Here is a 12,758-nt window from a genome sequence, read left to right as displayed (position 1 = left end):
ACACGATTCATCCGATTTGTTAAGATAAATTAATACCATGAACGATTAAAACAGCGACATTTATGAGAAAGGGAGGGGGAGGTTATGAACAATATTCACCCGATCCTTTTCATCAAAAACATATCTCATTCTCTTTTTATACGGCTGATTGCCGGATTTCTATTCATCGTTCTCATCCTCGTTTCCCTCACGTTCTATGCCATCTCCATTTCCAAAGAGAACGCCAGACAGGAAGTCGTCAAATATAATACGCTAATGCTGAGCAATGCCAGGGACAGCTACGAAAAGCATTTGGATCTGATCCGCAAGCAGATGGTGCTGTTTTTTTTCAGTGAAGAAGTGCAGCTCATGGCCAAAAAAACGAACTACGTCAATTTATCCCTCATTCAGAAAAGTATTACAACCTGGACAACCAATCCCTATCTATTTATCGATAATATATTGTTTTATTCGAAGCGTGATGAGCTTGTTCTGGAGAAAAGCACGAGCACGAACGCCGACCTGATGTTCAACGTGTTCTACCGAAGCGACGAGTATCCGATCGAATTTTGGAGGCAGCAATTTACGGAGTCAGATTCGAGTCGGGTTTTACCAGCCGCCAATATAAGTAATTATATGTTCCGCGATCGTCCGCAACTGCTAGGCAAATTCATACCTATCGTAATTAAGAATCAGGAAAACTCGGATTTCTACATGGTCGTCTTTCTCGATGCCGCCAAAATGTACAAGGCGTTCCATCAAGGTATTAGCGATTTTATGATATACGACAGTGCCGGTATCACGATATTTAAGAGCGTCAATGAGGAGTCGTTCAACGATTTCAAGGATTGGCAGAAAAAAGGTAACGCTTTCATTCAGGGTGAAAAATATCACTTCCAGGCAGTGGGAGATGGCACCGGATTTACGTATGTCGACCGCGTTCCCGTCAACCAGATTGCCAATCAGACGCGGCTGAACGTGACGCTTGTCGTCATGATTGTGACTGCGATCACGCTGAGTGTCCTTTTCTCGTTCTTGTTCGCGGCACGCGTCAACAACCCGTTGAAGAAAGTGATCGATTCGATTCGCCAAATGAATGACAATGTGCCGTTCCGTTCAAGTATCAAGGAGTTTAATATTATTAGCGATAATATTCAGGATAATCAACTGATCTTGAAACAATTTTCGTTCATCAACCACGTAAAGGCGATTCGAAATCAGAATCCCGACTCGATGAAGCTGGAATTCGCCAACAAGCCGTTTGTGCTCATCCTTTTTCAAATTCACGAAATGAGTGATGTGGACAACGTGCAAGCCGCTTTACTCCAGAACTGGCTGTACTATTGCAAAATATATATAGAAAGCCAGATCAAGCCTAAATTCGCTGATTCGCTTACCTTTCAAATTGAGCGCAATCAAATTTTGAGCCTCGTATACAGCGAACAATCAGCCGAAGTGCTTGAACTGCTCGTCCAGATCAAAGACGTGTTCAATCACGACAAGGAGCATGCGCTTGTGACTATGGCGCTTACGCCGGTTTACTCGGATGTGGCTCAATTGACAAAAGCGTACGCAGAAGCACAGGAACTGGTAGGAGAACGCCTGCTTAGCAACGAGTCGCAAATCATTCAAAAACGTATCACACAAGTAGCAATCGGGTTCTCGGCGGATCAAGACAAAGCTTTCGAGATCCATTTGAGGGAAGGTAACACTTCACAGCTACTTGAGCTTATGGAACGAGTATTTGGCAAATGGAAAGGCAAGGAACTGCCTGCTGCAGCTATGATGCGGTTTGCCGATTCGATGATCGGCAAAATCCGGAACGCGATCCCTCCGAATCATCTCGATCCAGACAGGTTGGAGGCGATTCTCAGCAAAGCGGTTGAACGCATTCGGCGCTGTTCCACAGTACCGGAATTGGAAAGGCTGATGCTCGAATGGGTGACACAGACGGCTGATGCGGTTCATGAGAAGAAGCAAGAGAAGTACCCTATTACGTCAATGGCTATTGATTACATCAACGAGCATTTGGCAGAGGAGATTTACCTCGACGTGCTCGCAGATAAATTAAAGATGAGCAGCAGCTATTTATCCACGTATTTTAAGGCGAAGACGGGTAAGAACATCGTCGATTATATTAATGAAACCCGCATCGATAAAGCGACGGGGCTATTAGCCGATAACCAGATGAAGATTCATGCCGTGTCGAAAGCTGTTGGATACCAGAACGTTGCATCGTTCAACCGCATGTTCAAGAAATATACCGGCGTCACGCCAAGCGAGTATCGGAAGAGGAACGAGATGTCTTCCTGAGTAAACGGATCCGCCATACGAGGATGGCGAGATCCGTTTTCTTATTCAAGCGTGGCTTCGCGCGGAATATAAGCGTTTTTACAAAACTGATATTATTTTTGGAAAACCGAAAAGTAATTGCAGACGAATGAGAACCGTTCATTTACCAGTTATCTTGGATGTCCTATGATAGCGTTGTCGGATAAGTTTAGGTAAATGAGAGCGCATTCATTACCTTGTATGGTTGGGACATATCCATATTAAGAATTGAAAAAGGGACGGTGTATCTGAATTGAGACGAAACAGTAACGGTAAGTACTACGCAATAACAGTCATCCTTACATCCGCTTTAATCGCAGGTTGTTCTGGCAATGCCAACGAAACGAATGGTTCATCTTCTTCGCCCAAGCCGAGCGCATCAGCAAGTACAGCTACGACCAAACCGCCTGAAGCGGGAAGCTTCCGCATGTTGACGGAGCTCTCTCCTGGCTGGCCTGCCAAGCCGGATTGGCCTATATGGAAATGGGTGAAAGAAAAAACGAATATTACGGTCAAGCAGGAGACGCAGACGGGACCGGAATCGCTGGCACTTGCGATCGCATCAGGGGATATGCCCGATGTGTTCGCGCTTTATGTGGGCGATGCGCAGAAGTATGGACCACAGGGTGCATTCCTTGATTTGTCCAAGCATCTGGACAAGATGCCGAACGTCAAGACGTTCTTGACCGCCCATCCTGATGTCGCCCAAAGGATGACGTCGCCTGGAGGAGAAATGTACCAGTTGATCAACGACGGTGCAGGTGCGGGCAACCAGATGGTTTGGTTTTATCGGAATGATATTCTACAGAAGAATTCACTCCAGGAACCTAAAACGTGGGATGAACTGTACGATACGGCGAAGAAGCTGAAACAGGTTTACCCGGACAGCTATCCCTTTGTCTTCCGTCACGGTTTGGGTACGCTCAATACGTTTGGGCCGGCATTTGGCGTGTATCCAGGCATTTATGAAGACCAGGCAACCGGTAAGCTCAAGTATGGGGCGACGGATCCGAACTTCAAGAAAATGATCGAATACTTGAATAAATTCCATAAGGAAGGTCTCATACCACCAGATTGGCTTACGATGGACTACAAGGCTTGGACGCAGTTCATCACGACGAATAAGTCATTCATGACGGTTCAATTTATCGGACAGATCGAAACAATGAATACACAGTTTAAGAACGGGGAGCATTTGAAATTCATGGCACCGCCAATCGGAGCGGGGGACAAACCGTACCTGCCTAGAGGGAACTATGAAACGCTCGGATTTTCTGTATCGTCCAAAACCAAAAACCTAGACACGGTTCTCCGCTATCTTGATTTTGCGTACTCCAAGGAAGGGACGGACGTTCTCAGCTGGGGGAAAGAAGGGGAGTCCTATACGGTCGATAACGGTAAAAGAAAAATAATCCCAACGATCAAAGAGGCTAACGAACTCCGCAAAGAAACGGGTATTATGACGGCGGGCACTTACGGACAATTCGATTACAGTGCTGTCACGTCGATGAGCAATGAAAATGAAAAATATTCCTACGCAGAGGCGGCGAAGTATCAATCCCCGGTCACCAACGTCCTGCCAGCCTTGACCCCAGATGAAAAAAGCGCAATTATGACAACCGAAGAGCAAATAAACAAATATTATGAAACGTCTATCGCCAAATTCATTTTGGGTGAAACGCCATTGACGCAATGGGATACCTTCACTAGCGAGATGAATAAGCTTGGTTTGCAGAAGATGTTGGATGCTTATCAAAAGGCATTTGATCGGGTCAAAGTGAAAAAATAGATAGAACAGAAGAATCGAAAGGGCCACGCATCCGATGAGTAGAGGCTGGGCCCTTTGATTTTCTCGGAAGGAGAAAAGAGTTTGAAACTATCCATCTTTAGGCAGTTGAAACGCGATCGAACCTTTATATTGCTGTTTACGCCGGTATTGGTTTATTACATCATGTTCCGGTACGTTCCGATGTTCGGGATCGTCGTCTCTTTCATGGATTATAACGTGTTCAAAGGCATTACAGGAAGCCCGTGGGTCGGATTGAAGTATTATAAGTTGTTCCTCGATAACAGGGATGCATTAGTCATTATCAAGAATACGATTCTCCTTGGAGCGTTCAAGCTCTTGTTCGGTTTCCCCGCACCTATTATTCTCGCGCTGCTGATGAACGAGCTTCGAAGCTCGATATATAAACGGTTTGTACAGACGGTCAGCTACCTGCCGCATTTTCTATCTGGGGTGGTCGTTTCGAGTATGATCGTGTTGATGCTGTCACCGAGCACGGGATGGATCAACCATGCGTTGCAAGCAATGGGACTGCCGGCCATCAATTTTTTGCAAAAGGCGGAATGGTTCCGCACGATCTACGTCAGTTCGGAGATTTGGCAGCAGGTCGGTTGGGGCTCTATTCTTTTTCTCGCTGCCTTAACAACCATTGATCCACAGCTGTATGAAGCGGCCAAAATGGATGGGGCAAGCAGATGGAAACAAACGTGGAACGTCACATTGCCCGGTATTGCGCCGACAATTGTGATTATGTTCATATTGCAAATTGGCCATGTGTTAGAAATCGGTTTTGAGAAAGTATTCCTGCTGTCCAATCCCGCTACATATGACACATCGGACGTCATATCGACTTATGTATACCGTGTGGGGGTGCTTCAAGGGAGCTTCAGTTATGCCACAGCCATCGACTTATTCATGGGGGTCATCGGCTTCCTGCTCGTTTATACGAGCAATCAGATTAGCCGTAGACTGGGAGAAACCAGCTTATGGTAGGGGGGAATGAACATATGCATAAGCGAATTCGTTACTTTGACTGGGTTAACGTTCTTCTGATGGGAATACTCGTTTGCTCGATGCTGTTTCCCTTCATTCATATGGCATCCGTTTCCATGAGTGCATCGGATTACGTCATTCGCAATGAAATTACACTGTGGCCCAAAGGCATTAATTTCGATGCCTATAGATCCGTACTGCAAGACAAACGCATCCTGATCGGATATAAAAACACGCTTATTTACGTAGTGCTCGGCACGACGTTATCGTTGGTGTTTACGATGATAGGTGCATATGCCTTGTCAAGAAAGGGTCTCGTATTCGGTAAAACACTCATGTTGCTCGTCGTATTCACCATGTTGTTCACCGGCGGTTTGATTCCGACGTATCTCACGATGCGCAGCTATGGCCTGCTCGATACCATTTGGGCGATGGTGCTGCCTGGGCTCGTATCCTCTTGGTATTTGATCGTCATGCGTACGTTTTTCCAAGGTATTCCACGCGAACTCGAGGAATCCGGCAAAATCGATGGATTATCAGACCTTGGTATCCTGCTAAGGATTGTTCTTCCCTTGTCGAAGCCGGTCCTCTTGACCATCGCACTCTTCTACGCTGTGGGCATATGGGGGAATTTCTTCTCTGCACTTATCTATTTGCGGAATCCCGATTTGTTCCCGCTCCAGGTCATTGTTCGAAACATCGTGCTGATTGGTCAAGTTGGCGATGTGACGGTAAGCTCTGCGGTCGGAGAGGCGACAATCGTGCTGGAGTCTTTAAAATATACAGTCATTCTTGTAAGTACACTGCCAATTTTGCTGGTCTATCCGTTCATTCAGAAGCATTTTACCCAGGGTGTGCTGGTTGGGTCGGTAAAAGGATAAATTTTCAAGCGCAATGAAGGAGGGGGAGGTGCAACGAATGGATGCAACATTCTGGAAAAGTAGTTTGGCAGAAATCGAAGACGCCATGGGGCAGGTGAGGCTGGGGAAGACGCGGGTGCTTGCCACCTCTGCAGGTGGAAGGGAGATTTATGTTGTCGAATACGGGGAGAAGGATGACTTCAGTCGGAAGGCGAACTACAGTTCGGCTTGCGGCGCGGGAAATCCAGAGCATTATGCACGTAAGGGGAAGGAATCCAAGCCTGTTCTGCTTTTCGTCGGAGGCGTCCATGGCGGTGAGCTGGAAGGCATCGTCGCCGTCATGAACCTTATTCGGCTGCTCGAAACAGGGGAGGACTATCGAGGGAAGCGAAATGATTATATTCGTGAGCGTGCCCGTCAATGTAGACTTCTTCTCATCCCCTGTATGAACCCAGACGGGCGAGCTAGGCTGCCGACCGATACGTTGATCGATGTGCCTTATGAGAAGTTCGTCTATTATATGCAAGGAACTTGGAAAGACGGGACGCTCTGTTCATGGCCGGACTGCAAAGCAGTTCATCCGATTAAGGACGCTTCGGATTACCTCGGCTCCTATTTTAATGATGACGGCGTCAATCTAATGCATGACAATTTTTTTGCCCCGATGGCGCGCGAGACGAGCGCATTGCTGGGTGTTGCGGACGTGGAGGCTCCAGATTTCACGGTTCAGTTTCATGGAGGTGCGAATAGCGAGATTCATCTGTATCCGATCTATTTTCTCCCGCAATACGTCTTGCAAAAGCAGCAAGCCTTCAATCTGCAGCTTGCCGATGCCTATGCGAAGAGGGGACTTCCTTTTACCCTTACCAATCAGCTTGCGCCAGATGCAGGAACCATTTCTTCTCCACCGTTTAATCTGACATCGGCCATCCATCACGTATGTGGAGGGATGAGCCTGACATTCGAATCCAACATGGGGCTTGCTGCACCTGGAATAAAGTTGACGGCTGATGAGATATTGGATAGCCACTTCGTGCTATTTGAACAAGCGTTCCGGTTTATGCATGCCAATTAGGCATATATCACATTCTTAATTTGCATTGTACATGTTTTGTCAGAGGATGTAGGATCGAAGAAGGTAACTGAAAGGGGATCCCATTCGATGAAAGACATTCAGAAAAATATGGAACAGCTTCTAGGCCGTATGGCCTGTGAGGGAAGAGAATGCGGAGTTCAGCTTGCGGCTTATTATCGCGGCGAGCTCGTTGTAGATGCTTGGGCAGGCTCCGCGGACAGTCATAAGCAGGAACCCGTGAAAGCAACAACACTGTTTCCTGTGTTCTCTACAACCAAAGGGGTTGTGGCAACGGTAATCCATCTTCTTGCTGATCGCAATAAGCTAGATTATGACATGAAAATCAGTGAAATTTGGCCCGAATTTAGAGTTAACGGGAAAGAAAATGCCACGATCAGACATGCGCTCAACCATACAACGGGAATTCCCCAGATGCCGGAAGGGATAGGGTTAGCGGATGTCGTCGATTGGGATACGATGCGTGACGGGGTAGCCAAGCTGGTTCCCCAATGGACGCCAGGGGAACACATGGAATACCATGCTATTACTTTTGGTTGGATTCTCGGGGAAATTGCCCAGCGTCTAGATGGTCGGTCGTTTGCCCGAATCATGAAGGAAGAAATTTGCGATCCACTGGGTATTGAGGATATGTACGTAGGAATCCCAGAGGATGTCGAGGCTCGTGTAGCAACCCTTGAGGAACCGGCATATATGCAATCGAGTACAACCGCTAGTGGACCTCAAGCGATTCCATCTTGGATCTATCCACTTCATGAATGGATGAACAGGTCGGACGCCAGGAAGGCGTGCATTCCTGCAAGCAACGGAATCATGACTGCGAAAGCAATTGCGAAGCATTACGCAGCTTTATTGCCTGGCGGGGTAGATGGCATACAACTGCTTCCCCCTGCACGAATGAAGATTGCTACGGAACCTTTAAAGCTGAAGGATGAAATGCCATTGTCCATGAGCATGGGATACCAGGTAGGGGCTAAGGACTCCATAATGGGCTCGCGTTCTTCCATTTTTGGGCATGGGGGATACGGTGGTTCCATTGCGTTTGCGGATCCGGACAACCATCTTGCGGTTGGGCTAGTTAATAATCTCTACTCCAACAATGGGGCTGGATTTACAATTATTCAAGAATTAAAGAAGATGCTGGGGATTTCAATTGATTAACATTCAAACCGACTCCATTGTAAAAACCTCGCTGTATCGTGAATGAAAATTCACGATACAGCGAGGTTTTGATTTGAAGTTACTGAGCGGTATAGCCGCCATCGATTACGATCGACTGGCCGGTAATCCCCCTAGCATGTTCACTCGATAAGAAAACAGCATATTCCGCAATTTCTTTCATATCGATGAGCCTGCGCTGCGGAACCAAAGGCAAAATGACTTTCTCCAAGGCATCTTCCGGAGAAATTCCATGCAGATCCGCCAGATCGGCCAATTGGTTTCTTACCAAAGCCGTATCTACGTACCCAGGGCAGAGCGCGTTCACCGTAATTCCGTCTGCTGCCGTCTCTAAGGCAACAGCTTTGGTTAAGCCGATAACGCCATGTTTCGCGCTATTGTAAGCGGCTTTTCCGGCGAAACCAACGAGTCCGTTGATGGAAGAGATATTGATGATTCTTCCGAATTGGCGTTTCTTCATGCCTGGAACGACTAACTTGGTCAAAACAAAAGGGGCTGTTAGCATGATTCGGATCATGCGCTCAAAGGTTTCCGTTGGGAAATGCTCAACCGGGGAGACGAATTGCATTCCGGCGTTGTTAATCAGGATGTCCACACCTTCCCAACTAGCTTCGACGGCTTTGATCACGGAAGCGATCTCATGATCCGAAGTTACATCCATTTGAATCCCGTGGGCATCGAATCCTAACTCTCTAAGCGACGCTGCTGATTGTTCCACAGAAGCTCTGTCGATATCGGTCAGTATGACCGTTGCTCCCGTTTCGGCGAATCGTTTTCCGATTTCAAATCCGATTCCTCTCGCAGATCCTGTTATCAGAACGACAGGTTTTTTTGGCATATGCATGGTAGGCCCCCTTTAAGTTAATAGGCATCTAAAAGAACATTATCCGCAATCCGAATTGGCGGTTCTGTCGCCATTGCAATATCGCCGATGGTGTAACCTTTTGCGACTTCCACAAGGAGGAGTCCTTCTGGAGTGACATCAATGACTGCCCGATCCGTAATAATGCGATCCACGACGGATTTGCCTGTGAGAGGGAGCGTGCATTGATTCAGAATTTTCGGTTTGCCGTCTTTATTCACATGATCCATGATGACTACGATACGTCGGGCACCATGAACCAAATCCATGGCTCCCCCCATGCCCTTGACCATCTTCCCTGGGATCATCCAATTGGCCAAATCACCGGATTCCGATACTTCCATGCCCCCGAGTATGGCGAGATCGATATGCCCACCTCGGATCATTGCAAAGGAGTCAGCGCTAGCAAAATACGAGGCTCCCGCAATCGCAGTTATCGTCTCTTTGCCGGCATTGATTAGATCGGGGTCCACTTGATCTTCACTTGGATAGGGGCCGATGCCGAGCAGACCGTTCTCCGATTGCAGCAAAACCTGCTTCTCCTTTGGTATGAAATTGGCTACCAAAGTAGGAATACCGATTCCAAGATTGACGTAGTTTCCATTTTTAATTTCTTGCTCCGCGCGTATTGCGATTTTCTCACGAGTAGACAACTCTGCCATAGGGCTCCTCCTCCGATATTCCTGCCTTTATCTTCGTGTGACCGTTACCTTCTCGATTCGTTTCTGCTGTTGGCCTACGATGATTTGCTGCACATAAATGCCAGGTGTATGAATTTGATTGGATTCGAGATAGCTGTCTTCGAGTAACCGTTCCGTCTCCACAATCGTCGTGCGTCCTGCGGCAGCCATCATAGGATTGAAGTTTCGAGCTGTTTTGTTGTAAGTCAGATTTCCCATCTTATCTGCAGCTGCAGCACGAATTAAGGAGAAGTCAGCAGTTAACGCTTCTTCTAGCAGATAGGTTTTACCGTCAAAAACACGCGTTTCTTTACATTCTTCAATCGGAGTCCCCACACCTGCAGGGGTATAGAAAGCAGGAATACCTGCTCCGCCGGCCCTGATTTTCTCCGCAAGTGTGCCTTGAGGCAGCAGTTCTACTTCAATTTCTCCGGCGAGAACTTGTCGTTCGAACTCTTTGTTCTCGCCAACGTAAGAGGCCACGATCTTCTTAATCTGCTTATTGCGAAGCAATAACCCTAGTCCCCAATCATCGACTCCGCAATTATTGGAGATGACGGTTAGATTTCTTATGCCAGTTTGGGACAGCGCGACAATAATATTTTCAGGAATGCCCACGAGGCCGAAACCGCCGACCATCAGCGTCGCGCCATCTGGAATTGCGGTAACCGCTTCCATGAATGATGTCAGTATTTTTTTCATTGCGTCTACTCCTTCTATGATTATTCGCAGCGTTCTACGATAACGGCAACGCCTTGCCCGCCGCCAACACATAGGGTAGCCAGACCATACTGTGAATGCCGACGCGCCATCTCATAGAGAAGGGAGACCATTACTCTGGCCCCGCTGGCTCCGATCGGATGTCCAAGTGCGATGGCCCCTCCGTTCACGTTCAACTTACGGTCGTCTAAGTCGAAATGCTGGGCGAATAACAGCGCCTGAGAAGCGAAAGCTTCATTCACCTCAATCAAATCGATGTCGGACATGCTTAAGCCGGCTTTCATCAACGCTTTCTCTGTGGCTGGAATCGGTCCAATCCCCATATAGGCCGGGTCAACGCCAACGACAGCACATGAGCGCACGACGGCCAACGGACGAATATCAGATAATGCTGCACGCGTTCTGCTCATCATGAGCAACGCTGCGGCCCCGTCATTGATGCCGGAAGCATTGCCAGCCGTCACTTTGCCTTCTGGTGTGAAGGCTGCTTTTAGCTTAGAGAGACCCTCTAGGGTCGTGTCTGGACGCGGATATTCGTCTCGATCGGCGCGGATAACGGTTCCTTTTCGCCCGGGTACGTCAAGCGCGACAATTTCATCATCGAAATTTCCTAAGGCCACTGCGGCAGCAGCTTTTCTCTGGCTGTTTAACGCATACTGATCCAATTGTTCTCGCGTCAGATTGTATTTCTCGCATAAATGTTCCGCGGTGATGCCCATATGGTAATTGTTCTGCGCGCACCACAAGCCATCCTTGATCAGGCTATCCTGAAGCTTCTGATCTCCCATGACGTAGCCGGAGCGTGTTCCTTGCAGCAGATGAGGAGCTTGGCTCATATTTTCCATTCCGCCTGCGACGATAACGTCGCATTCCCCGCTTTGGATGGAACGGTAGGCGATTTGGAGCGCCATGAGTCCCGATCCGCACACTTGATTCACTGTTGTAGCGGGAACAGCGACGGGTACGCCTGCTTGAAGCGAAGCTTGCCGTGCCGGATTCTGTCCAAGCCCCGCTTGCAGAGCGTTGCCCATGAGGACTTCCTGCACCTGGGAGTGGGGGATCCCCCCACGCTGAATGACAGCCTGTATGGCGGCCGCTCCGAGCTGTATAGCTGAGACATCCTTGAGTAGGCCGTTGAATTTCCCGATCGCCGTTCGGGCTGCGCTTACGATGATAACTTCATTTGCGCTCATGCGCTATTCACTCCTTAAAGTCTGGGAAATCGTTCCTTTTATACAGATTGTAATGGAGTATGATTTATGAGTAAAATACAGATATCGAATACAATTTATTCTAAATTTGAATATATCATCGGGGTGAGTGAATGGATTTCCAACAGTTGCGTTATTTCGCCGAAGTCGCCAAACAACAAAGTTTCTCGAAAGCGGCGCAGTTGCTCCATAGCTCGCAGCCATCGGTAAGCAAAACGATAAAGAGCCTAGAAGACGAGCTCGGCGTCGTGTTGTTCAATCGTACGACGCGGCATCTACAACTGACAGACGATGGAGAGGTCGTTCTGAAATATGCCACTGCGACCCTAGCGATGTCTCGGGATCTTCAGTCGTTGTTAAATGAAGGTAAGCTATTGAAGAGAGGCCAACTTTCATTGGGCTTGCCGCCTGTCATCGGAGCAAGCTTCTTTCCCAAGATGATCGCCGACTTTCGGAGTGAATATCCAGGTGTTCAGACCAGGCTAGTAGAAGAAGGAGGCAAAATCGTGGAGCAATTGGTGAGGGAAGCCAAGCTTGATCTAGGTGTTGTCGTCTTGCCTGTAGACGAGGAAGAGTTCGAGGTGTTTCCTTTGGCTGAGCGGAAGCTCTCGTTAATCGTAAATGAGGCTCACCCTCTCGCGGGGGAAAAGGTCATCCACCTATCACAATTGAGGAATGAATCGTTCATTCTGTTCAAAGAAGGGTTCTCCCTCTATGACCGGGTGAGAGAAGCTTGTATACAAGAGGGGTTCGAGCCAGCGATATCCTACGAAAGCTCGCAATGGGATTTTATTGGGGAGATGGTTGGATCGGGGCTGGGCATCGCATTTCTTCCTGATACGGTATCAAGTAAGCTCAACTCGAAGGCGGTTCGTACGATTCCAGTGACGATTCCACCGATTCGTTGGGATCTAGCTGCAATTTGGAGTAAACATCATTACCTTTCTCACGCGGCCAGAGGTTGGATTCAATTCATGAAGCAATGGGGGAACTGAGTAAAAGATAACAATAAAGGGGCTGTCCCAAAAGTCCGTTCAGACTTTTCGAAACAGCCTCTTTTTGTA

General features: G+C 47.9%; 12 protein-coding genes. 7 read left to right on the top strand and 5 right to left on the bottom strand.

Features of this window, described 5'->3' with window-relative positions:
* Window positions 1-84 precede the first annotated feature (84 nt).
* Complete coding sequence (locus tag GC096_RS20540; RefSeq protein ID WP_171632768.1) at window positions 85-2,292, top strand: helix-turn-helix domain-containing protein; 2,208 nt, start codon at window positions 85-87, stop codon at window positions 2,290-2,292.
* Window positions 2,293-2,589: 297 nt separating this feature from the next.
* On the opposite strand, the gene GC096_RS20535 is transcribed toward GC096_RS20540, so the two are convergent.
* Entirely contained in the window at window positions 2,590-2,739 is a 150-nt protein-coding gene (locus GC096_RS20535; RefSeq protein ID WP_171632766.1) for a hypothetical protein, read from the bottom strand.
* Here GC096_RS20535 and GC096_RS20530 point away from each other — a divergent pair.
* The 5 genes from GC096_RS20530 to GC096_RS20510 all read left to right on the top strand — a co-directional run bounded on the left by GC096_RS20530 (window position 2,738) and on the right by GC096_RS20510 (window position 8,203).
* The gene (locus GC096_RS20530) at window positions 2,738-4,099 is read left to right on the top strand and encodes an extracellular solute-binding protein (protein ID WP_171632765.1); all 1,362 of its coding nucleotides are present in this window, start codon (window positions 2,738-2,740) and stop codon (window positions 4,097-4,099) included. The two genes, GC096_RS20535 and GC096_RS20530, sit on opposite strands and share 2 nt — an antisense overlap.
* Window positions 4,100-4,180: 81 nt before the next feature.
* Window positions 4,181-5,089, top strand: coding sequence for an ABC transporter permease (locus tag GC096_RS20525; RefSeq protein ID WP_246302860.1), 909 nt, complete (start codon window positions 4,181-4,183; stop codon window positions 5,087-5,089).
* 14 nt (window positions 5,090-5,103) lie between these two features.
* Window positions 5,104-5,970, top strand: a complete 867-nt coding sequence (locus GC096_RS20520) for a carbohydrate ABC transporter permease (RefSeq protein WP_171632763.1) — start codon at window positions 5,104-5,106, stop codon at window positions 5,968-5,970.
* Between the two features lie 37 nt (window positions 5,971-6,007).
* Entirely contained in the window at window positions 6,008-7,024 is a 1,017-nt protein-coding gene (locus tag GC096_RS20515; protein ID WP_171632761.1) for a M14 family zinc carboxypeptidase, read from the top strand.
* 87 nt (window positions 7,025-7,111) lie between these two features.
* Window positions 7,112-8,203: a serine hydrolase domain-containing protein gene (locus GC096_RS20510; protein WP_171632759.1), complete on the top strand. Its 1,092-nt coding sequence runs from the start codon at window positions 7,112-7,114 to the stop codon at window positions 8,201-8,203.
* Between the two features lie 79 nt (window positions 8,204-8,282).
* Here the strand turns inward: GC096_RS20510 and GC096_RS20505 are convergent, their stop codons facing one another.
* From GC096_RS20505 to GC096_RS20490, 4 genes are read right to left on the bottom strand one after another with little or no spacing between them, the layout of a single operon-like run.
* Window positions 8,283-9,059, bottom strand: a complete 777-nt coding sequence (locus GC096_RS20505; RefSeq protein WP_171632898.1) for a 3-hydroxybutyrate dehydrogenase — start codon at window positions 9,057-9,059, stop codon at window positions 8,283-8,285.
* A 23-nt stretch (window positions 9,060-9,082) separates the two neighbouring features.
* Window positions 9,083-9,745: a 3-oxoacid CoA-transferase subunit B gene (locus GC096_RS20500; RefSeq protein WP_171632758.1), complete on the bottom strand. Its 663-nt coding sequence runs from the start codon at window positions 9,743-9,745 to the stop codon at window positions 9,083-9,085.
* A 27-nt stretch (window positions 9,746-9,772) separates the two neighbouring features.
* Complete coding sequence (locus GC096_RS20495) at window positions 9,773-10,465, bottom strand: CoA transferase subunit A (RefSeq protein ID WP_171632756.1); 693 nt, start codon at window positions 10,463-10,465, stop codon at window positions 9,773-9,775.
* A gap of 20 nt (window positions 10,466-10,485) precedes the next feature.
* Window positions 10,486-11,676 (bottom strand): acetyl-CoA C-acetyltransferase, encoded by a 1,191-nt coding sequence (locus GC096_RS20490; protein WP_171632754.1) that lies wholly within the window; start codon window positions 11,674-11,676, stop codon window positions 10,486-10,488.
* Between the two features lie 131 nt (window positions 11,677-11,807).
* Here GC096_RS20490 and GC096_RS20485 point away from each other — a divergent pair, with 131 nt between their 5' ends.
* Window positions 11,808-12,689, top strand: a complete 882-nt coding sequence (locus GC096_RS20485; RefSeq protein WP_171632753.1) for a LysR family transcriptional regulator — start codon at window positions 11,808-11,810, stop codon at window positions 12,687-12,689.
* Window positions 12,690-12,758: the final 69 nt, after the last annotated feature.

It is taken from the genome of Paenibacillus plantarum (genome assembly GCF_013141695.1).
Lineage (GTDB): Bacteria > Bacillota > Bacilli > Paenibacillales > NBRC-103111 > Paenibacillus_E > Paenibacillus_E plantarum.
The sequence above is the reverse complement of the archived record's forward strand: the minus strand, read 5'-3'. Positions and strand labels throughout refer to the sequence as shown.

What these genes read in the sequence shown, in the direction of transcription:
- GC096_RS20540 (WP_171632768.1), top strand. Translation starts at nt 85, where the DNA reads ATGAACAATATTCACCCGATCCTTTTCATCAAAAACATATCTCATTCT.
- GC096_RS20530 (WP_171632765.1), top strand. Translation starts at nt 2,738, where the DNA reads ATGTTGACGGAGCTCTCTCCTGGCTGGCCTGCCAAGCCGGATTGGCCT.
- GC096_RS20535 (WP_171632766.1), bottom strand. Translation starts at nt 2,739, where the DNA reads ATGCGGAAGCTTCCCGCTTCAGGCGGTTTGGTCGTAGCTGTACTTGCT.
- GC096_RS20520 (WP_171632763.1), top strand. Translation starts at nt 5,104, where the DNA reads ATGCATAAGCGAATTCGTTACTTTGACTGGGTTAACGTTCTTCTGATG.
- GC096_RS20515 (WP_171632761.1), top strand. Translation starts at nt 6,008, where the DNA reads ATGGATGCAACATTCTGGAAAAGTAGTTTGGCAGAAATCGAAGACGCC.
- GC096_RS20510 (WP_171632759.1), top strand. Translation starts at nt 7,112, where the DNA reads ATGAAAGACATTCAGAAAAATATGGAACAGCTTCTAGGCCGTATGGCC.
- GC096_RS20505 (WP_171632898.1), bottom strand. Translation starts at nt 9,059, where the DNA reads ATGCCAAAAAAACCTGTCGTTCTGATAACAGGATCTGCGAGAGGAATC.
- GC096_RS20500 (WP_171632758.1), bottom strand. Translation starts at nt 9,745, where the DNA reads ATGGCAGAGTTGTCTACTCGTGAGAAAATCGCAATACGCGCGGAGCAA.
- GC096_RS20495 (WP_171632756.1), bottom strand. Translation starts at nt 10,465, where the DNA reads ATGAAAAAAATACTGACATCATTCATGGAAGCGGTTACCGCAATTCCA.
- GC096_RS20490 (WP_171632754.1), bottom strand. Translation starts at nt 11,676, where the DNA reads ATGAGCGCAAATGAAGTTATCATCGTAAGCGCAGCCCGAACGGCGATC.
- GC096_RS20485 (WP_171632753.1), top strand. Translation starts at nt 11,808, where the DNA reads ATGGATTTCCAACAGTTGCGTTATTTCGCCGAAGTCGCCAAACAACAA.